Here is a 20,524-nt window from a genome sequence, read left to right as displayed (position 1 = left end):
GAGCCGGCTGTGATCCAACGCTATATCGTACGGCACGGTTAAATCTACCCCGCCGCGGTCGCGCGTGTGGTCTGGCCCCCGGCGGGAGCGGCGACCGCATCGGCGATGGCGGTCTCCAGCGCGGCGAGGGTGAAGGGCTTGCGCAGCACCGGGCGGCCGCCGAACCGGTCGTGATCCGCAGCATCGCCGGCGTAGCCGGTGACGTAGAGCACGGCGACGCCGTCGAGCTGCGGCTCGAGCGCGGCGATCATCTCCGGCCCGGTCTGGCCGGGCATGATCACGTCGCTGACCACCAGATCGAGCGTGTGGAGGCCCGCCACGATGCGCGGCGCGGCAAGCGGATCGTCGCACGCGACGGGACGATGGCCCAGTTCCTCCAAGGCGGCGAGCGTGGCGGCGAGCACGCGCGGATCGTCCTCGACCAGCAGGATGTCGAGCGCGCGGTGAGGCTCGGCACGCGGCCCGATCCGCCGTGCGGTGTCCGGCGCCGTCGCCTCTATGGCGGTGTGGCAGGGCAGATAGAGCGTGACCGTGGTGCCTTCGCCCGGCGCTGAATCGATGCGGATCTCCCCGCCCGACTGGCGCACGAAGCCGAAGATCTGGCTGAGCCCGAGGCCGGTGCCCTTGCCCACGGGCTTCGTGGTGAAGAAGGGTTCAAACACGCGCTCGACGACTTCGGGCGCCATGCCAGCGCCGGTGTCGGATACGGCGATGGTGACGTAGTTGCCGGGGCTGCACTCCTTCGCGGCTTCACCCTCGAGCGCGGCATGGCCGGTCGCGATCGTCAGCGTCCCCCGTGCATCCATCGCGTCGCGGGCGTTGACCGCGAGGTTGAGCAGCGCGTTCTCGAGCTGATGCCGGTCGGCCCAGACATGCCACCCCGAAGCATCGGTGCGGGTCTGGACGAGCACGCCTTCGCCCAGCGTGCGCTCAAGCAGGTTGCTCATGCCCGCGATCAGCTCCGCGGGGTCGATAGCCTGCGGGGTGAGCGGCTCGGCCCGCGCGAAGGCGAGCAGCCGGCGGGTGAGCGTGGCGGCGCGGCTGGCGCCCTCGGCGGCATTGTCGATGTGCCGGGCAGACTGCTTGGCACCGTCGGGCAAATGGCGCTTGGCGAGCTCGAGGCCACCGAGAACGATCGCGAGCATATTGTTGAAATCATGCGCGATGCCGCCGGTGAGCTGGCCCACTGCTTCCATCTTCTGCGCCTGTCGCAGTTGGGCTTCGGCGGCGGCGCGTTCACGCGCCTCTTCCTGGAGCCCGGCGGTCGCGGCGGCGACCGCGGCCTCCAGCTCGGTGGCGCGCTCGCGCTGCGCCTGCGCCTCGGCCGCGGCGGCGGCGCGCTCGCGGATCGCGCGGATGTTGAGCCAGCCCAGGATCATCGCGCCGATCACGATCAGCATGCCGAACAGGATCAGGTTGCGCGTCTCCGCCTCGGCCTCGGCCGAGGTGAAGCGCGCGCGGCGCGAGCGCTCGTTGAGCAGCTTGCGCTCGGCGACAACAATCTCTTCGAGCAGGTTTCGGATGCGCGGCAGGGTCGGCGATCGGCGTGCCTCGTCGAAATAGGCATAGGCGGCCTGGTTGCGCTTGAAGCGGGTGTTGAGGGCGATCTGCGCCAGTTCCTTGCCGCGCGCGGCGACGGCGGTGCGCAGATCGGTGATCAGCGCTTGCTGAAGGCCATGGTCGCGCGTGCGACGAGCGAGCAGGGTCAGCTGGCCCTCGGCGCGCTGCCATTCAGCGACGTAGTCGCGGCCGACGCTCTCCTCGCCGCTGACCACGTAGCGGGCGAGCGTCGCCTCTGCGCTGGCGATCGTGCCGGAAAGGCTCTGGGCGAGGATCATCACCTCGTAGCTTTGCGACTGGCGGGCCAATGCGGCATCGCGCTCGGCGTCGGCGGAACGCTGATTGGTGATCAGCGCCGCGAGCACCCCGATCCCCAATATGGCGATCAGGATCATCAGCGCGGCGCGCCAGTCGAGCCGCGCGATACGCTGCGCCAGTCCACTACTCTCGCTCATGGCCGCAATTCTAGGCCGGGCCGGAGGCGCTGGCCAGCCCTCAGGCGATGACGCCTACGGCCTGGCCGGCGGCCTTGAACATGGCCAGGATGCGCTGGACCTGCTCGGGCGTATGCTCGGCGCAGAGCGAGCAGCGCAGCAGGAAGGTGCCGGCCGGGGTCGCCGGCGGCCGCGCCATGTTGACGTAGAGGCCGTTGTCGAGCAGCGCCTGCCACATCATCACCGCCTGCTCCTGGTCGTTCAGGATCACGGCGATGATCGCGCTCTCGGCGGTGTCGGTGCCGAGCTTGAAGCCCATTTCCTTTAGGCCGCCATGCACGGCGCGGGCATTCTCCCAGAGGTGCTGGCGCTTGTTGTGGGCGTGCTGGAGCTTGCGGATCGAGGTCGCTGCGGTGGCGACCACGCTCGGCGGCAGGCTCGCGGTGAAGATGTACGGGCGGCAGGCGAGGCGGATCGCCTCGAACTTCGGGTGGTTCGACACGCAGAAGCCGCCGACGGTGCCGACCGACTTGGAGAAGGTGCCGACGATGAAGTCAACATCGCCCTCGCACCCCTGCGCCTCGTACACGCCGCGGCCATTGGGACCGTAGAAACCCATCGAATGCGCCTCGTCCGACAGCACCATCGCGCCGTGCTTCTTGGCGACAGCGACCATTTCCTTGAGCGGGGCGACGTCGCCGAGCATCGAATAGACGCCCTCGAGCACCACCAGCTTGCCGGCCTCGGCGGGCAGGCGGCCGAGGCGCTTGTCGAGATCCTCGATGCTGTTGTGGCGGAAGCGGACGATCTCGGCATAGCCCTGCTTGCAGCCGTCGTAGATGCTGGCGTGGCTGTCGGCATCGAGGATGATGTAGTCGCCCTTGCCGGCAAGGGTCGAGATCATGCCCAGATTGGCCATGTACCCGGTCGAGAACACGATCGCGCCGGTGGTGCCGTAGTATTCACGCAGCGCTTGCTCGACCTCCATATGGTCGCGGAAGGTGCCGTTGAGCATGCGGCTGCCGTTGGTGCCGCTGCCGAACTGGTCGAGCGCGTCCTTGCCCGCCTGGATCACGTCCGGGTCGAAGGTCATGCCCATGTAATTATAGGTGCCGAGCAGGATCGTATCCTTGCCCTTGATCACCGCCTCGGTCGGCGACTTCACCTGCTCCATCACGATCGCGAAGGGATCGGTGACGCCGCTGTCGAGCAGCGCCTGGCGCTCGGCGATCAGGCCGTCGAACTTGCTCATCAGGTCGGGCTTCGCGCCGGCTGGAATGGCCGGCGCGTCGGCGGTCGCGATCGAGTCGGTCATGTCAGGCGGCCTTGAGCTTCTGGACGGCGTCGACGAGCTGGCCGACGGTCTCGATCTCGGCCTGCATGTTCATCGTGATGATGATGTCGAACTCGTCCTCGATCGCGGCGACGAAGTCCATCACGGTGAGGCTGTCCCACTCCAGGTCACCGGCGAAGGTGGTGGAATCGGCAAGGTCGATGCCCTTCTTGTTGAAGGGCTCGATCAGGCCGGAGACGGTTTGGAAAATCTGGGTGCGGTCGCTCATGCGCGGTCCTTAATTGGCTTGCCGCCAAGTGCCAAGCGATTGCGGCGGAAACGGGGTGAGGATGGGGCGGATCACAGCAGCCCTTCGGCCTGGTACCAGGCCGCGGTCTGCGCAAGGCCCTTAGGGGTCGAGATCTGCGGGGCCCACAGCTCGACCGGCGGGCGAAGGCTGGGATCGGCGGTCCAGTCGGGATGGCTGAGATAGGCGGCGCGGTCGGGGGTGAGCTTGGCGTTGGCCTCCCGGAAGAAGCGGTCGGCCTGACCCGCGAGGTGAAGCAGCGCGCGCGGGACGGAGAGGGGAAGGGGGCGCTTGCCTACCGCCTGACCCACCATGCGCGCGAATTCGTGGTGCGTGTAGCCGCCGTCGATGCCGTCATCGCATTCGTAGATGTGACGGCCGGGGTCGGTGAGGGCGAGGGTCACCAACAGCCGCGCCAGATCCGCGACATGGATGAGCGAGATGCGGCCGTTGGGCGGGAGCAGCACCAAGCCACGCTTCGCCATGCGGAAAATGTCGCGCATCTCGAGATCGCCAGGGCCATAGACGCCGGGCGGGCGGATCATCGTCCAGTCGAGGCCGGAATCCCGCACCGCCTGCTCGGCGCGTTCCTTGGACCGGCCATATTGCGAGAGCTGCGGCTCGCGCGCGGCCATCGACGAGACATGGACGAAGCGCCTGACGCCCATCGATGCGGCGGCGGCCGCCATATGGCGGGTGCCGTCGACATTGCCGCGGATGAAGCCTTCGGGCGTGGGCGCGTTGACCACCCCCGCGATGTGGATCACCGCATCGGCGCCGCTGGAGAGCCGGGCGAGTGCTTCCTCATGCTCAAGATCGCCCGCGATCCAGCTGACGCCTTCGCGCGGCGGTTGGTCGCGGCGGGTGAGCGCGCGGACATGCATCCCGCGGGCGAGCGCGTGATCGATCGTTGCCTTGCCGACGAAGCCGGTGGCGCCGGTGAGGGCGAGCGTGGTCACAGCAGCGCCATATGGTTGCGGTGGACCAGTGCGGATCGCGGCGCATATCCCAGAATCTCGCCCTGATCCTCGCTGCGGGTGCCGAGGATCGACCGCGCGTCGGGCGCGTCATATTCGGAGAGGCCGCGGGCGATCGGGCCGTTGGGGCCTTCGATCGTCACCAGATCGCCGCGGAAGAACATGCCGCGGATCGCCGTGGCGCCGATCGCGAGCAGGCTGCGGCCCTCGGTCAGCGCCTTCGCCGCGCCTGCATCGACGAGGATGCTGCCCTTGGCGGTGAGGCGCCCGGCGAGCCACGCTTTCCGCGCGCGCGTCCGCTTTTCGGGCATGAAGATGGTGTGGCGCGCATCGGCGGAGAGCGGGCGATCGATCCGGCCGCTGGCGATGGCGAGCGACACGCCCGCCGACGCGGCGATCCGCGCCGCTTCGATCTTCGAGACCATCCCGCCCGAGCCCATGCCGGAGGCGGAACCGCGATCAGCCATCCCCTCGACCCGTCCGTCGATTCGGTCGACCAGCGGGATATGGACCGCGCCGGGTAGCGCGGGGTTGCGATCGTAGAGACCGTCAATGTCGCTGAGCAGCACTACGCCGTGCGCATCCGCTGCCTGCGCGACGCGTGCGGCGAGCCTATCATTGTCGCCGAAGCGGATCTCGGCGGTCGCGACGCTGTCATTCTCGTTGATCACGGGCACGACACCGAGCGACAGCAGCCGGCCGAGCGTGGCGGCGGCGTTGAGATAGCGGCGGCGATCCTCGAGATCGTCGAGCGTCACCAGCATCTGCGCGGCGGTAAGGCCGTTGGCAGCGAGCACTTCGGCCCAGACCTGCGATAGAGCGATCTGGCCGGTCGCAGCGGCGGCTTGCGCGTCTTCGAGCGAGGCGCGGCCGCCCTTGGCGAGCTTCAGCCGCCGCGCGCCGAGCGCGATCGCGCCCGAGGAGACGACGGCGACCTGCTGCCCCGCCTGCACGCGCGCGGCGATGTCGGCAACGATGCCGTCCAGCCAGCCGCGGCGGATCGCGCCCTCCGGATCGACGAGCAGCGCCGAGCCGATCTTGACGACGAGACGCGGGCAGGAGGCAGGCGGGAAGAGGTGCATCACCCCGCGCTTAGCGCGCGGCGGCGGGCGCGCCAACGATGTTATCTGCGCGGTCCGAAAGTGTAGCTGAGCGCGATGCCGCCCGCGAACTGGTCGCGCGAGCCGAGCGTGCGCGCCACCGGCGACTCCGCGGCGTCGCCGGTGAGCCGGTCGTAGCGGGCATAGGTGGCGATGCCCCAGCGCGGCGAGAGCTGATGCAGATAGCCCGCGGTGATGCCGACCGCCTGCACGCCGCCCTTGGGATCATGGGCCAGGAGGCCCGACGCGGCGGAGTCGCCGGAGGTGATGCCGAAATAGGCGCGGTGATATTTGGTGTCGGAGAGAGTCACGCGCGGGCCGATCGAGAACAGCCAGTCGTCGCCCTTGCGCGCGACATAATCGGCGCTGACGCTGCCGGTCCAGGCGCGATGGCCGGTGACGCCCTTGCGCCCTTCCGCGCGGACACGCAGCGAGTCGGCGATCCAGGTCTGAACGAAGGCGCCGGCCTCGACCGAGAAGCCGACCTTGTGGATCGGAGCGCCGAGGGCATCCGCGTCGCGCTTCCCTTCAAACCCCAGCGCCGGGCCGATCGAGAAGCCCGAGGTGCGCAGGACCGGGAAGCCGACGCTTTCGTCGGGCGCCTCGAACTCGAACTCGTTCTTTCCGCGTGCGCGCGTGACATCGACGAACGGGCGCAGCGACACCTTGTCCGAACCGGGATGGCTGGGGATGAGTTGCGGACCGAGCGTGACGCGCGTGCGGAAAGGTTCGCGAGCGACTTCCTCCTGCGCATGGGCGGGAAAAGCGAAGGCGATTGCGGGAAGAAGGGCAGGGACGGCGTGTCGGAGGAACATCGGGCAAACCCCTGAGTTTTCGTGGTAAACCCCGAGGTGGCTATAGGTTCCCTAAATCGGTGACCACTCCACCGGCACTTCGCCTTCGTCGTCGTCAGCGACCTGACCGCGTTCGGGGCCGATCGCTTCGAGGAGCTTGTCGAGCGCCCAGTCGACCCCGACACCGCTGGCGCCGCTGATCGGGATGACCGGGGCGCCGCTGGCATCCTCCAGTTCGGCGGAGAGCGTTGCGATCAGCTCGTCGTCGAGCGTGTCGATCTTGTTGAGCGCGATGACGACCTGCTTGTCGGTGAGGCCCGCGCCGTACGCTTCCAGCTCGTCGCGGACGATCCGGTAGCTGGTGGCGACGTCTTCGTCATTCGCATCGACGAGGTGGAGCAGCACCTTGCACCGCTCGATATGGCCGAGGAAGCGGTCGCCGATCCCGGCGCCTTCGGCCGCACCCTCGATCAGGCCGGGGATGTCGGCGATCACGAACTCGCGGTTCTTGTGGCGCACCACGCCGAGCTGCGGCCGGGTGGTGGTGAAGGCATAGGCGCCGACCTTGGCCTGCGCATTGGTGACGGCGTTGATGAAGGTCGACTTGCCGGCATTGGGCAGGCCGACCAGACCGGCGTCCGCCAGCAGCTTGAGCCGCAGCCACACCCAGGCCTCCTCGCCCGGCCAGCCGGTGCCGTGCTGGCGCGGGGCGCGGTTGGTGCTGGTCTTGTAGCTGGCGTTGCCGCGCCCGCCGTCGCCGCCTTTCAGGAACACGATGCGCTGGCCGACCTCGGTCAGGTCGGCGAGCAGCGTGCGTTCGTCGTCATCGGCCAGGATCTGGGTGCCGACGGGCAGCTTGATGATGAGATCCTCGCCGCCCGCGCCGGTCTTGTTGGTGCCCATGCCGCCCATGCCGCGCTGGGCGCGGAAATGCTGGGTGTAGCGGAAGTCGATCAGGGTGTTGAGGCCGGCCACCGCCTCGAAGATGATGTCGCCGCCCTTGCCGCCATTGCCGCCGTCGGGGCCGCCATATTCGACGAACTTCTCGCGTCGGAAGGACACGGCGCCGCCGCCGCCCCAGCCGGAGCGGACATAGATCTTGGCCTGGTCGAGAAAGTGCATGTGACTCTACTTAGTGAGGAACTCGCCGCGGCCATAGGGCGGCCTGGTGCTGCCCTTGATCCAATCGCCGAGTAGCCGGAAATAGCCGTCGGTGACGCGGGTGGTGGTGCGCGTGCCGTCTGCAGCCTGCGTGAACTCGACCATGCCGTGGTCGGTGGCGGGGAAGCGGACGATGGCGATCTGATGGCCTTCGCGGCGCAGCGTTTGCAGCCGGTCGACCGTGGTCTGGGGCGGGGCCTCGCGGTCTTCGGCTGCGATCACCCAGAGCTGGGGGGCCTTGACCTTGCGCATCCAGCCCATCGCATCATAGCGCCAGTCGAGGTCGAGATTGTCGAACTTGGCGGCGCCCTCGCGGCGCAGCGTGGCCTCGTCGAGCGCGAGCAGGCCGCCGGTGAACTCGCCCTTGATCTTCGCGAACCACGGCGCCTTGCCGTAACGCGCCTTGACCGCGGCGAGCTGTTCGTAGCCCTTGAGAAAATGCTCGGCCATCAGGTCGCCGGTGGCGTCGGTGATCTCGCGCGCCTGCTTGAGCACGTCCGCGCCGTACCCAGCCTCAGTGAGTTCGGCAGCGACCTGCGAGGCGTCCTCTTCGAGCGGATCGATCAGCAGGCCGAAGCCGACCGCGACGAACTGCGCCCCGGCATCGTTCGCGGCGCGCGGGGCGACCCAGCCGCCCTGGCTGCCGCCGAGCAGGCCGAAGCGCGAATAGCGGCCGGCGGCAAGGCGCTTGGCCTCTTTCGAAGCGGCGGCGGCATCGGCGGCGAGGGCGTGGAAATTCTGGTTGTACGTGCCCTGCGATTCACCCGTGCCGCGCTTGTCGTAGACGAAGGCGGAAATGCCCTGCGCGGCGAGGATCCAGGGGTATTGCGCGTATTTAACCGCGGCGTTGCGCTCCGAGCCGTGAACGGTGACAACGAGCGGGGGCTTGGCACCGGGCGCAGCGGGCGGCTCGATCAGCAGACCGTTGAGAGTAAGATCGCCGCTCTTGAACTTCGTCGGCGTGAGGCGGACCGCGATCTTTCTGTAAGCGACCTGCTTCACATCGAGCGAGTCGCCGCGGCAGGTGACAGTCCCGTCGTTGGTCAGACCAAAGCGGCCGTCGTCTGCCCACCAGCGCCACGCACCGGTCTGCGCGGTGTCGGAGCGCTCCATGATGACCATGAAGCGGCCGTCCGGGCCGGCATAGGCACCGGGCTGGCAGGGAAGGGTGGCCGCCTGGGCGGCGATCGCAAGCGCAGTAAGCAACATGAGATCAGCCCCAAATCTTCTGGAAGCGCGGCGAGGCGGTGAGCTGTCGCAGCGCGATCTCGCGCGCCGCGCCCCGGGGTAGGTCGAGCGACTTCGCGAGGTTCTCGCCGAGCAGCGCGTCGCCCATCGCCATGAGGACGAGGCTGAGCGTGTCCTCTCGCAGCGCGACGCTGCTTTCCTCCCCCTCCACCGCGGCGATCTGATCGACCAGCTGGTGAATCACGTCGAGGATCGGGTCGAGCGCATCCTCGTTGCCCGAGAGGATCATCCAGCTGGCGAGCGCGCCGGCACCACTCTTGTCGAACGCGTCGAAGGCGAGATCGACCACTTCGCGCGGCTTTGCCTCGGTCCGCGCCTCGTCGCTGGCATGCGCTTCCTGGATCAGGCCGACAATCTTTGCGCAGACATTCTCGGCCAGGCTGCGAGCGAGCGCGCGCTGGAGTCCCGCGGCCGAGCCGAAATGGTGAAGCAGGTTGGCATGCGTGCGCCCGATGCGCGCGGCGACGGCCTTGAGCGTCACCGCCTGCGGCCCGGCCTCGATCAGGATCGCCCGCGCGGCCTCGAGCGCGGCATCGCGTGACTCCTCGGGGGTGAGCCGTTTGCGTTCGGGAAGAGGGATTATTGACATAGATGTAAGTAAGAAATAGTTTCCTTCGCAATTGCCTTGGAGGAAAATGGTGGCGAACGCAAAGACTCCCGCCGATCTGACGATCAATCCGCGCGACCGGCGCTTCGGGCGCGGGCAGGTGCAGGACCGGCTGTGGCTGGGCGGCGATCCGGTCGGGACGGCCTTCTATAATGCACTGTCGGTGACCTTCCCGAAGGGCGAGGCGTTCTTCATCGAGAGCGTGAAGGCATTCCGCGCGGGCGTGGACGACAAGCTCGCGCGCGAGATCAAGGCGTTCACCATTCAGGAAGTGGTGCACAGCCGCGAGCATGTCGCGTTCAACAAGCGGGTGCTTGATCACGGCTACGATATCACCCGGCTGGAGGCGCGGGTGGATCAGGTGCTGGAGATCGCCCGCGCGCGGCCGGCGATCGTCCAGCTCGCCGCGACGATGGCGCTGGAGCATTACACCGCGATCCTTGCCGCCGAGCTGATCCGCAATTCCCGACATCTCGAGGGCGCCGATGCCGAGAACCGCGAGCTGTGGCGCTGGCATGCGCTGGAGGAGATCGAGCACAAGGGCGTCGCCTACGACACTTTCCTGCATGCGACTCGTGACATGAGCCGGTGGCGGCGCTGGAAGATCAAGGCGCTGACGATGCTGCTGATCAGCGGCACCTTCTGGGCGCACCGGATCGAGGGAACGTTGGACCTGATGGCGCAGGACGGCGTCACCGGCTGGCGCGCCAAGGCGCGACTCGCAAGGTATCTTCTCGTCTCGCCGGGCATCGTCCGCCGCATGATTCCGGCTTGGCTGAGCTATTTCCTGCCCGGCTTCCATCCGTGGAACCATGACGATCGCAACCTGATCCAGCTGGCGGAAAGCGAGTATTCAGCGGCACTTATGCCCAGCGTTGTGGCAGCAGCCTGACACCATACCCGAATTACTGAACGGAAAATTTCAGAAATTATCCGTTGCGGGGTTGAAACCTCCGCTTCGTCCCCCCAATTGCCGCGACGCAGCAAAGGGGATTACGAATAATGCGGTCTGCAATTGCCATTCTGGCGCTGGCTCTTCTTTCGGCTTGCGGAGGCGGCGAAGCGCCGCCGGCACCGCCTCCGGCAGAGGTTACCGTCGCAACCCCCTTGCAGCGCGAGGTCGTGGACTGGGACGATTATACAGGCCGCTTTGTCGCCCCGCAGGACGTCGAGATCCGCGCGCGCGTCAACGGTGTCATCACCGCGATCCATTTCCGCGACGGGCAGGACGTGCGCCAGGGCCAGCCGCTCTTCACGATCGATCCGCGCCCCTATCAGGCGCAGCTCGCCCAGGCGCAGGCGCAGATCGCCCGTGCCCAGGCCGCGCTGACCAACGCCCGCCAGGTGACCGCGCGCAGCCGCGCGCTGGCGAGCGCGCAGGCGGTGAGCAAGGAAGAGCTCGAGACCAATATCGCATCCGAACGTGCCGCCGCCGCCGATCTGGCGGCCGGCCGTGCGGCGGCGAACGCGGCGCAGCTCAACCTCGGCTTCACCACCGTGCGTGCGCCGTTCAGCGGCCGCATGTCGGATCGCAAGGTTAGCATCGGCGATTCGGTGGCCGACGGGCAGACGGTGCTGACCCGCATCGTCTCGATCGACCCGATCCGCTTCGAGTTCGAGGGCGCGGAGAGCTTCTACCTCAAGAACCTGCGCCAGGATCAGCGTGGCGAGCGCGGTTCTTCGCGCAACACCGCCAACCCGGTGCAGATCCAGCTCGCCGACGAGAGCGAGTATCGCTGGAACGGCCGGATGCGCTTCCTCGACAGTGCGGTCGATCCCAATTCGGGCACGATCCGCGCCTATGCCGAGGTGCCCAATCCGACGCGCTTCCTGACTCCGGGCATGTTCGGCCGCGCGCGCCTGCTGGGTTCGGGCACCTACAAGGCGATGCTGATCCCCGATGAGGCGATCGTCACCGACCAGACCCGCCGCCTCGTCTATGTCGTCAGCAAGGACAACAAGGCCACCCCGCGCCCGGTTGAGATCGGCGCGAAGGTGGAAGGGCTGCGCATCGTACGTGACGGGCTTGCGCCGACCGATCAGGTGATCATCACCGGTCTCGGCCGCCTGCATCCGGGCGCGCCGGTCAAGCCGACCAAGGGCGCGATCAAGGCCGATCCGACCAAGCAGGCCGCGCCGACCGCGCCGACCGCCGAGCCGGCGTCGGGCCAAGCCACCGTCCGCTAAAGGACCGCAGCGATGAAATTTCCTCATTTCTTCATCGAGCGGCCCATCTTTGCGGCGGTGCTCTCGATCCTGATCGTGATCATCGGTGCGATCGCCTATCCCTCGCTCCCGGTCGCGCAATATCCGAGCATCGCCCCGCCGACGGTGGTGGTGACCGCCACCTATCCGGGCGCGAGCGCGGAGACGCTGGCCGAAACCGTTGCCGCGCCGATCGAGCAGACGATCAACGGCGTCGAGAACATGATTTACATGACCTCGTCGTCGACCGGTAACGGCCAGACGCAGATCACGGTCGCGTTCAAGCAGGGCACCGATGTCGATCAGGCACAGGTCCTGGTGCAGAACCGCGTCCAGCAGGCCGAGCCGCGCCTGCCCGAGGACGTGCGCCGCATGGGCATCACGGTGAACAAGAACTCGCCCGACTTCCTGATGGTCGTGTTCTTCACCTCGCCCGACAACAGCCTCGATATCCAGTATATCTCGAACTACGTCACGCTGCAGGTGCAGGACCGCATCGCGCGCGTGCCCGGCGTCGGCCAGGCGCTCGCGTTCGGCGGCCGCGACTATAATATGCGCGTATGGATCGACCCCGGGCTTGCCGCCGCGCGCGATATGACCGTGGACGAGGTGGTCAACGCGATCCGCGCGCAGAACCTGCAGGTCGCCGCCGGTTCGGTCGGCCAGCCGCCCTATGGCAATGCCAGCCCTGCCTTCGAGCTGGGCGTGCAGGCCAAGGGCCGCCTGACCACGCCCGAGGAGTTCGGGGCGATCGTGGTCAAGCGCGATACCGAGGGCAAGCTCACGCACCTGCGCGATGTGGCCCGGGTCGAGCTCGGTGCGCAGGACTACAGCTTCAACGGCTATCTTGGCGAGAAGCGCGCGGTGGGCATGGGCGTGTTCCAGATGCCCGGCTCGAACGCGCTGGCGACCGCCGAGGCGGTGAAGGCCGAGCTCGACACGCTTGCCAAGAGCTTCCCGCAGGGCATGAAATATTCGATCGACTACAACCCGACCGAATATATCCAGGAGTCGGTCACCGCGGTTCAGCACACGCTAATCGAGGCGCTGGTGCTGGTGGTGCTGGTGGTGCTCGTGTTCCTGCAGAGCTGGCGCACTGCGATCATCCCGATCATCGCCATCCCTGTGTCGCTGGTCGGTGCCTTTGCGGTGCTGCTTGCCTTCGGCTACTCGCTCAACACCTTGTCGCTGTTCGGCCTGGTTCTCGCCATCGGCATCGTCGTCGACGACGCGATCGTTGTGGTCGAGAATGTCGAGCGATTGATGGAGGAGAAGGGGATATCCCCGCGCGAGGCCGCGCATGAGACGATGGACGAGGTGTCCGGCGCGATCGTCGCGATCAGCCTGGTGCTGGTCGGCGTGTTCATCCCGACCATGTTCATCCCCGGCATCTCGGGTGCATTCTACCAGCAGTTCGCGATCACCATCGCGTCGGCGACGATCATCTCGGCCTTCGTGTCGCTGACGCTCTCGCCCGCTCTGTGCGCGATCGTTCTGAAGAAGCCCGAGCACGACAAGGACGCCGCGCCCGGCTGGCGCGGGCTACCGACGCGGCTGGGTCGCAGCTTCAACAACGGCTTCAGCTGGCTGTCGCACAAGTACAGCCGCCTCACCGCGCGGCTGGTGCGCGTGCTGCTGGTGGTCGGCGTGGTCTATGTCGCGCTGATCCTGGTCGCCGGCTGGCGCTTCACCGCCACGCCAAGCGGGTTCATCCCGCCGCAGGACCAGGGCTATCTGATCGGCGTGGTCTCGCTGCCGCCGGGCTCGTCGCTCCAGCGCACGGACGCAGTGGTGCGCGAGGCAATCGAGAAGTCGCGCAAGCTGCCGGGGGTCCAGAACTCGATCGGGTTCGCCGGCCTCGATGGCGCGAGCTTCTCGACAGCGCCGAATGCGGGCGTGATCTTCTTCGCGCTCAAGCCGCATGCCGATCGCGATCAGCACGCCGACGAGATTCAGCAGGCGCTCTATCCGGCGTTCGCGGGGATCAAGGGCGGCGACATCATGGTCATCGCACCGCCGCCCGTTCCGGGCATCGGCACCGGCGGCGGCTTCAAGATGATGGTGCAGGACCGCAGCGGGCAGGGCTATAATGCGCTCGCCCAAGCGGCGATGGGCATGATGATGGGCGCTGGCCAGAAGGAGGCCGTTGCCGGCGCCTTCACGCTGTTCAACACCGGCACGCCGCGCCTGTCCGCGGATGTCGACCGCGAACGCGCCGAGCGGATGGGCGTGCCCGTCGCGAACATCTTCTCGACGCTGGGCTCGTACCTCGGCTCGGCCTATGTCAACGACTTCAACTATCTGGGCCGCACCTATCGCGTGACGGCGCAGGCGGACGCGCCCTATCGCGACGACGCCTCCGACATCCAGATGCTGAAGACGCGTTCGGCTTCGGGCGAGATGGTGCCGATGAGCTCGGTGATGGAGCTCAAGAACGACAGCGGTCCGTATCGCGTGGTGCGCTACAACCTCTATCCGGCGGCTGAGCTGATGGGCGACACCAAGCCGGGCTACTCGACCGGCCAGTCGCTCGACCAGATGGAGGAGCTTGCCGCGCAGACCCTGCCGCAGGGCATGGGCTTCGAATGGACCGAGCTGGCGTTCGAGCAGCGCCAGGCGGGCAACACCGGCGTGATCGCCTTCGGCCTTGCGGTGGTGTTCGTCTTCCTGCTGCTCGCCGCGCTCTATGAGAGCCTGGTGTTGCCGCTGGCGGTGATCCTGATCGTGCCGATGTGTCTGCTCGCGGCGATCCTGGGCGTGAACCTGATGGGGATGGACAACAACATCCTCACCCAGATCGGCCTGGTCGTGCTGATCGGCCTGGCAGCGAAGAACGCGATCCTGATCGTCGAGTTCGCACGGCAGGGCGAGGAGGAAGGGCTCGATCCGCGTGCCGCGGCCGAGCAGGCAGCGCACCAGCGCATGCGTCCGATCATCATGACGTCGATCGCGTTCATCCTGGGCGTGCTGCCGCTGGTGATCGCGAGCGGCGCGGCGGCCGAGCTTCGCCAGGCGCTGGGCGTCGCGGTGTTCTTCGGCATGATCGGCGTGACGATCTTCGGCCTGATCTTCACCCCGGCCTTCTACGTGATCAGCCGCCAGTTCGGCGACTGGACCAAGGCTCAGGTCGCGAAGCTGCGCCACAAACCCCAAGACCCTGTTGCGGAGCCCGCAGAATGAAGCGCCTCAATCTGATTGCTCCGTTGCTTGCGGGTTCGTTGCTCGCGGGCTGCGCGGTGGGGCCGAACTATGAACGGCCCGAGACGCCGCCCACCGCAGCTGCGGCCTTTGTCGACCCCGGCATGACCAAGGTGTCGCCGGGGGCCGTCGAGGGCGAATGGTGGCGCCTGTTCAAGGACCCGGTGCTCGACCGGCTGGTGGTGGAAGCGCTGAGCCACAACACCGACATCCGCCAAGCATCGGCGAACCTGAAGCGCGCGCGTGCGATCCTCTCCGAGGCACGCGGCCAGCGGTTGCCGGGAACGACGGTGCAGGGCCAGTATAGCCGCCAGCGGATCGGCGCGGCCGGACAGGCCGGCGTCCAGCTTCCCCCGGGCGTGGACGGGTTCGAGTTCGACTCGTTCCAGGTCGGGTTCGACGCATCCTATGAAGTCGACCTGTTCGGCCGGGTGAGCCGCTCGATCGAGGCGTCGCGCGGCGACACCGAAGCGGCGCAGGCCGCGCTCGACGGCGCGCGCGTGGCGGTCGCAGCGGAGACGGCGCGGACTTATGCCTCGGCGTGCGGTTTTGCGGCGCAGGCCGAAGTGGCGCGCGAAACGGTGCGGCTCCAGACGCGCACCTTCGAGCTGACCCAGCGGTTGGTCGAGGCCGGGCGCGGCACCGCGCGCGACATCGATCAGGCGCGGGTGCTGACCGAGAACGCCCGCGCGCAGGTTCCGGCGTTCGAGGCCGAGCGGCGAGCGGCGCTCTATGCGCTGGCGACGCTGACCGGCAAGCCGCCGGCCGAGCTGGATACGCAGGCGAGCGCGTGCGCGACCCCGCCAGGCGTCTCGGAGCTGATCCCGGTCGGCGACGGGCAGGCGCTGCTCGCGCGGCGCCCCGATGTGCGTCAGGCCGAACGCCAGCTTGCGGCGGATACCGCGCGGGTCGGCGTGGCGACGGCGGCGCTCTATCCGTCGATCCGTCTGCTGGGGTCGGTGTCGCTGGGCGCGCAGAGCCTTGATGATCTCGGCAAGAGCTCGTCGTTCAACTTCTCGCTCGGGCCCCTGCTCAGCTGGAGCTTCCCCAACATCACCGCGGCGCGCTCGCAGATCCGCCAGGCCGAGGCCGGCGCCGAAGGCTCGCTCGCGGCCTTCGACGGCACGGTGCTGACCGCGCTGCGCGAGGTCGAGCAGGCGCTGGCGCGCTATTCGGGCGAGATCGAGCGCAACGTGGCGCTGCGCCGCGCGGATACGGCGGCGACCAATGCCGCGCGGATTGCGATCCTGCGCTTCGAGGCGGGCCGCGACAGCCTGCTCCAGCGGATCGACGCCGAGCGCGATCGCGCCAGCGCGCGCGCCGCGCTCGCCGCTAGCAACGCAGCACTGGCCGAGGCCCAGGTCGCTCTGTTCAAGGCGCTGGGCGGCGGCTGGGAAGATGCTCCGGTTCCCGTGCGGCGCGAGGCCGCGGCGGTTACCCCTTAGGGCGAAGGCCCTGAACCCCAGGAGCCGGATGCCCGCCGTGTAGCGTGACGGTGGCGGGCGTCCGGCTCCGTCCTTTGGGGGTAGCGCTGGCGCGTGCGAACAGCCATCGTGCCACCCCGAGGACCGCATGACCCCGTTTCATCATCTGCTGATCAACAATCTGGTCGCGAGCATCACCAACTTGACCGTGTGGTTCGCGGTGACCTTCTGGGTGTTCCTCGAGACCAAGTCGGTGTTCGCGACGGGGATGATCGCGGGCATGTACCTCGTGCTCACCGCCGCGCTGGCGATCTGGTTCGGCAGCCTCGTCGATCATCACCGCAAGACGCGCGTGATGATGGCGTCCAGTGCCGCCTCGCTGCTGCTCTATGCGCTGTCGCTCGCGGGCTATTTCCTTGCGGCCGAGGGCAGCATGGGGCGGATCGCCGCCGCGCCGCTGTGGCTGTTCCTGTTCGCGGTGATGCTCGGCGTGATCGCGGGCAATCTGCGCAACATCGCGTTGCCGACCCTGGTGACGCTGCTGGTGCCCGAGGACCGGCGCGACAAGGCCAATGGGCTGGTCGGCATGGTGACCGGGATCGGTTTCCTGACCACGTCGGCGATCAGCGGCTTCCTCGTCGCTTGGGGCGGGATGGCTGCGACGCTGGGCTTCGCGATCGCATTGTCGGCGCTGGCGATGCTCCATCTCGCCTTCGTGCGCGTCGAGGAGCAGGTTCCCGCCGATACGCATGGCCGGCCCAAGCGCATCGATCTGGCGGGCACGATCCGGGTGGTCGGCGCGGTGCCGGGGCTGTTCGCGCTGATCTTTTTCGCCGCCTTCAACAACCTGCTCGGCGGCGTGTTCATGGCGCTGATGGATGCCTATGGCCTGTCGCTGATGAAGGTCGAGCATTGGGGGCTGCTCTGGGCGTTCGTTTCCTGCGCCTTCATCCTTTCCGGGCTGCTGATCTCGCGCACGGGGCTGGGGCGTAATCCGCTCAGAACGCTGCTTCTGGTCAACGTCATCGTCTGGTCGGTGGCGGCGGTATTCACCATCCAGTCGTCGATCGCGCTGCTGGCTGCGGGCTGTTTCATCTGGCTGTTCCTCGGCCCCTATGCCGAAGCGGCGGAGCAGACCACCCTGCAGAAGGTAGTGCCGTTCGAGCGGCAGGGCAGGGTATTCGGCTTTGCCCAGTCGATCGAACAGGCTGCGTCGCCGCTCACTGCCTTCCTGATTGCGCCGCTCACACAGTTCGTGTTCATTCCCTTTATGACGACCGGGGCAGGGGCCGACGCGATCGGCGACTGGTATGGCCGCGGGCCGGAGAGAGGGATGGCGCTGGTATTCACGATCGCCGGGCTGATCGGGGTGCTGGTCGCAATCGCGGCGTTCAACTCGCGGGCCTATCGCCAGCTTTCGGCCGCCTATGCGCGCGAGGTGCCGGCGGCATGAGACCCGGGCGATGGCTGCGGCAACTGGCCGTGCTGGCGCTGCTGTTCCTGATCATGCTGGTGATCGCCGAACTGCGCGCGCCGCCCGAACAGCTCACCGCTGACGGCAAGCAGGTCCATGTGGTGGATGGCGACAGCCTTCAGATCGGGGAGCGGACGGTGAGGCTCCAGGGTATCGATGCGGTGGAGTTCCATCAGCCGTGCCGCACGCCCGAAGGCAGCGAATGGCATTGCGGCGTCGAGGCGCGCAAGGCGCTGGCGGCGCTGACGGGCAGGGGTGAACTGGTGTGCGAGCCGCACGCGACCGACAATTTCGGCCGGGCGATATCGACCTGCTCGGTCGAGGGGATCGCGGACATCGGCGCGGCACTGGTGGCACAGGGCTGGGCGGTCAGCGGGGACGGCGAGCGCGAAGGCCTTCATGCCGTTGAGGAGGCCGCTGCGCGTGCCGCCAAGCGCGGCATCTGGCGCGGCACCTTCCAGCGGCCGGCCGAATGGCGCGCCGCGCATCCGCGCAGCACGCCACCGGTTCCGGCCAGCTAGTCAGGCCGCCATTCGATCGCACGGATCGTCGCTGCGCCCCTCGCCCGACAGGCGCTGCTCATATTCGACGCACTGCACCTCGCCCCCGCGGCCGCGCGAATAGCGGGGGACGACGCGGCCCGTGGGCCGGAAGCCGAGCTTGCGCAGCACGCGGCCGGATGCGGGGTTGTCGACATAATGGCCCGCGGCGAGCCGTGGCACGCGCAACGTCCTGGCAAGCGCGATCACCGCCCGGCCCGCCTCGGTCGCATAGCCGCGGCCCCAGGCGTCGGGCGTGATCCAATAGCCCATCTCATGGGGCTCGTTGTCGTAGGGGCCGAAACCGACCCCGCCGACGATCCGGCTGTTCCCGTCCTCCAGCGCGCAGATCAGGAAGCTGGTCTTGCGCATGCGCTCGGGTCCGGACAAGAACGCCTGCGCGTCGCCGAGCGTGTAGGGCCAGGGGGCGCGGCCGAGATTGCGGACGACCTCGTGATGGCCGATCGCGCGCGCCAGCTCGGGCGCATCCTCGATCCAGCCGGGCCGCAGCATCAGTCTTTGCGTTCTCGCGAACATCTGCACTCTCCTCGCGTGTCGCCACTGGCCCGGTTTGATGACGGAACAGCGACGATCAGGATGGGAGGGAGCAAAGAAAAAGGGAGACCGGGGCGACCCGTCTCCCTTTTGCGGTCCCCTGAAGCGGGGACCCGGATCGCCCTGGCGGGCAACCCGGCTGGTTACCCTATGTTACTCGGCTGCTTCCGCAATCATCTCGATCGAGCAGAATTTGCGGCCGAGCTTGCCGTCGTGGAATCGTACGCGGCCGTCGGTAAGCGCGAACAGCGTGTGATCCTTGCCGATGCCGACATTGACGCCCGGATAGAATTTCGTACCGCGCTGACGGACGAGGATGTTGCCGGCAATGGCCAGCTGGCCGCCGAACTTCTTCACGCCAAGGCGCTTCGATTCCGAATCGCGGCCGTTACGCGAAGAGCCGCCTGCCTTCTTATGTGCCATTTCGCGTTACTCCTTACGCTTCCGCAGCCGGGGCAGCGGCTTCCGCCGGCGCCGCATCGGCCTTCTTCGCCTTCGCCTTCTTCTCCTGCGCGCCGATCGCGGTGATCTTCAGGATCGTGTGCTGCTGGCGGTGGCCGTTCTTGCGACGGTAGTTGTGCCGGCGGCGCTTCTTGAAGACGATAACCTTCTCGCCCTTCGCCTGCGCAATGATCTCGGCGGAAACGGTCAGGCCGTCGGTGGGCTTGAGCTCCGAACCTTCGCCGGCGAGCAGAACGTCGCCCAGCGTGATCGACGAACCTGCTTCACCGTCGAGCTTCTCGACGACGATCTTGTCTCCAGCGGCAACGCGATATTGCTTGCCGCCCGTGCGCACGATTGCGAACATGGGCCTCTTCTCAATTCAAAAGCATGTGTCCGCGCAGGCCTGGCCCGGCGGGAGGAAGGGCGCGACTATGCGAATCACGGCCTGAAGTCAACCTCTATGCCGGGCTTTCACCCGGATTGTCGACGCCGCAGAACGCGCAACGCGCGTTACCAAAGCCTCAATGCCGGTGTTCGCGCTTCAGCTGGTAGCGGCCGTCACTGTAGTGATCGAACAACCCGCCGATCGCGGGGTGGTTGATGGGCTCGTCGCTGTCGTCGGTGACCAGATTTTGCTGGCTGACATAGGCGACATAGCTCGATTCGGCGTTCTCGGCGAGCAGGTGGTAGAAGGGCTGGTCCTTGCGCGGGCGCACGTCCTCCGGGATCGCCTCATACCATTCCTCGCTGTTGGCGAAGACCGGATCGATATCGAAGATCACGCCGCGGAAATCGAACAGTCGGTGCTTCACCACGTCGCCCACATTGAAGCGCGCATGCGCGACCGGCGGCACGGGTACGCCGGCGGTGGACAGATCGAGAAAGTCGTGGGCGCGAGTCATGCCTTCAATCTAGTGCGGATTGCGCGCCGCACAAGAAGTGCGGGAGGGTGCTTGTGCGGGTGGAATCTTTGGTCTAGAGGCCCGCGCTCGACTGACCGGACCGGCTGTTGCCGCGTCCGGATCCCCTCGCGGAGAGGTGGCAGAGTGGTCGATCGCGCCGCACTCGAAATGCGGTTTACGGGGAACCGTAACGTGGGTTCGAATCCCACCCTCTCCGCCACTTACGCCTCATCGGTGCGGCCCACCCGGCCTGTACGGCGCAAACCCCCGGATTCCGCAGCGTCAAATCGATATCACGGGTTTGAAGATTCCTGGGCGCGAA

19 protein-coding genes and 1 tRNA gene are annotated in these 20,524 nt (G+C 67.5%); 7 read left to right on the top strand and 13 right to left on the bottom strand.

Annotated elements, in window-relative coordinates; translation table 11 throughout:
• Positions 1-44: 44 nt before the first annotated feature.
• The 9 genes from VGD28_RS02795 to VGD28_RS02755 all read right to left on the bottom strand — a co-directional run bounded on the left by VGD28_RS02795 (position 45) and on the right by VGD28_RS02755 (position 9,443).
• Positions 45-2,015: an ATP-binding protein gene (locus tag VGD28_RS02795; RefSeq protein WP_331026809.1), complete on the bottom strand. Its 1,971-nt coding sequence runs from the start codon at positions 2,013-2,015 to the stop codon at positions 45-47.
• A 40-nt stretch (positions 2,016-2,055) separates the two neighbouring features.
• The gene (gene spt, locus VGD28_RS02790; protein WP_331026808.1) at positions 2,056-3,309 is read right to left on the bottom strand and encodes a serine palmitoyltransferase; all 1,254 of its coding nucleotides are present in this window, start codon (positions 3,307-3,309) and stop codon (positions 2,056-2,058) included.
• Position 3,310: 1 nt separating this feature from the next.
• Positions 3,311-3,556 (bottom strand): acyl carrier protein, encoded by a 246-nt coding sequence (locus VGD28_RS02785; protein WP_331026807.1) that lies wholly within the window; start codon positions 3,554-3,556, stop codon positions 3,311-3,313.
• A 71-nt stretch (positions 3,557-3,627) separates the two neighbouring features.
• Positions 3,628-4,533 (bottom strand): SDR family oxidoreductase, encoded by a 906-nt coding sequence (locus tag VGD28_RS02780; RefSeq protein ID WP_331026806.1) that lies wholly within the window; start codon positions 4,531-4,533, stop codon positions 3,628-3,630.
• Positions 4,530-5,633, bottom strand: coding sequence for a glutamate 5-kinase (gene proB / locus VGD28_RS02775; RefSeq protein ID WP_331026805.1), 1,104 nt, complete (start codon positions 5,631-5,633; stop codon positions 4,530-4,532). The genes VGD28_RS02780 and proB overlap by 4 nt, the downstream gene beginning before the upstream one ends.
• A gap of 41 nt (positions 5,634-5,674) precedes the next feature.
• Complete coding sequence (locus VGD28_RS02770; RefSeq protein ID WP_331026804.1) at positions 5,675-6,466, bottom strand: MipA/OmpV family protein; 792 nt, start codon at positions 6,464-6,466, stop codon at positions 5,675-5,677.
• A 51-nt stretch (positions 6,467-6,517) separates the two neighbouring features.
• Entirely contained in the window at positions 6,518-7,567 is a 1,050-nt protein-coding gene (obgE, locus tag VGD28_RS02765) for a GTPase ObgE (protein WP_331026803.1), read from the bottom strand.
• A gap of 6 nt (positions 7,568-7,573) precedes the next feature.
• A complete protein-coding gene (locus tag VGD28_RS02760) occupies positions 7,574-8,812 on the bottom strand; it encodes an alpha/beta hydrolase (RefSeq protein WP_331026802.1) in 1,239 nt (412 codons plus the stop codon).
• 7 nt (positions 8,813-8,819) lie between these two features.
• Positions 8,820-9,443: a helix-turn-helix domain-containing protein gene (locus tag VGD28_RS02755; RefSeq protein ID WP_331026801.1), complete on the bottom strand. Its 624-nt coding sequence runs from the start codon at positions 9,441-9,443 to the stop codon at positions 8,820-8,822.
• 46 nt (positions 9,444-9,489) lie between these two features.
• On the opposite strand from VGD28_RS02755, the gene VGD28_RS02750 reads away from it, so the two are divergent.
• The 6 genes from VGD28_RS02750 (at position 9,490) to VGD28_RS02725 (ending at position 18,283) form a co-directional block, all read left to right on the top strand.
• The gene (locus VGD28_RS02750) at positions 9,490-10,353 is read left to right on the top strand and encodes a metal-dependent hydrolase (RefSeq protein WP_414714454.1); all 864 of its coding nucleotides are present in this window, start codon (positions 9,490-9,492) and stop codon (positions 10,351-10,353) included.
• 110 nt (positions 10,354-10,463) lie between these two features.
• Positions 10,464-11,648: an efflux RND transporter periplasmic adaptor subunit gene (locus VGD28_RS02745; RefSeq protein ID WP_331026799.1), complete on the top strand. Its 1,185-nt coding sequence runs from the start codon at positions 10,464-10,466 to the stop codon at positions 11,646-11,648.
• A gap of 12 nt (positions 11,649-11,660) precedes the next feature.
• A complete protein-coding gene (locus VGD28_RS02740; RefSeq protein ID WP_331026798.1) occupies positions 11,661-14,846 on the top strand; it encodes a multidrug efflux RND transporter permease subunit in 3,186 nt (1,061 codons plus the stop codon).
• Entirely contained in the window at positions 14,843-16,309 is a 1,467-nt protein-coding gene (locus VGD28_RS02735; protein WP_331026797.1) for a TolC family protein, read from the top strand. Before VGD28_RS02740 ends, VGD28_RS02735 begins: the two co-directional genes overlap by 4 nt.
• Positions 16,310-16,436: 127 nt before the next feature.
• A complete protein-coding gene (locus VGD28_RS02730) occupies positions 16,437-17,741 on the top strand; it encodes an MFS transporter (RefSeq protein WP_331026796.1) in 1,305 nt (434 codons plus the stop codon).
• Positions 17,738-18,283: a thermonuclease family protein gene (locus VGD28_RS02725; protein WP_331026795.1), complete on the top strand. Its 546-nt coding sequence runs from the start codon at positions 17,738-17,740 to the stop codon at positions 18,281-18,283. The genes VGD28_RS02730 and VGD28_RS02725 overlap by 4 nt, the downstream gene beginning before the upstream one ends.
• Here VGD28_RS02725 and VGD28_RS02720 read toward each other — a convergent pair whose 3' ends face one another.
• The 4 genes from VGD28_RS02720 to hspQ all read right to left on the bottom strand — a co-directional run bounded on the left by VGD28_RS02720 (position 18,284) and on the right by hspQ (position 20,202).
• Complete coding sequence (locus VGD28_RS02720) at positions 18,284-18,838, bottom strand: GNAT family N-acetyltransferase (protein ID WP_331026794.1); 555 nt, start codon at positions 18,836-18,838, stop codon at positions 18,284-18,286. It lies immediately after the preceding gene.
• Between the two features lie 171 nt (positions 18,839-19,009).
• Positions 19,010-19,279: a 50S ribosomal protein L27 gene (gene rpmA / locus VGD28_RS02715; RefSeq protein ID WP_331026793.1), complete on the bottom strand. Its 270-nt coding sequence runs from the start codon at positions 19,277-19,279 to the stop codon at positions 19,010-19,012.
• A 13-nt stretch (positions 19,280-19,292) separates the two neighbouring features.
• Positions 19,293-19,664, bottom strand: a complete 372-nt coding sequence (gene rplU / locus VGD28_RS02710; protein ID WP_331026792.1) for a 50S ribosomal protein L21 — start codon at positions 19,662-19,664, stop codon at positions 19,293-19,295.
• Between the two features lie 157 nt (positions 19,665-19,821).
• Positions 19,822-20,202, bottom strand: a complete 381-nt coding sequence (hspQ, locus tag VGD28_RS02705; protein ID WP_331026791.1) for a heat shock protein HspQ — start codon at positions 20,200-20,202, stop codon at positions 19,822-19,824.
• A 130-nt stretch (positions 20,203-20,332) separates the two neighbouring features.
• Here hspQ and VGD28_RS02700 point away from each other — a divergent pair.
• Positions 20,333-20,422, top strand: a tRNA-Ser gene (locus VGD28_RS02700).
• Positions 20,423-20,524 lie beyond the last annotated feature (102 nt).

Origin of the sequence: Sphingomonas sp. (assembly GCF_036402235.1) — a bacterium.
Lineage (GTDB): Bacteria > Pseudomonadota > Alphaproteobacteria > Sphingomonadales > Sphingomonadaceae > Sphingomonas.
Note: the sequence above shows the minus strand (reverse complement) of the source record. Positions and strands in the feature narration are given on the sequence as shown.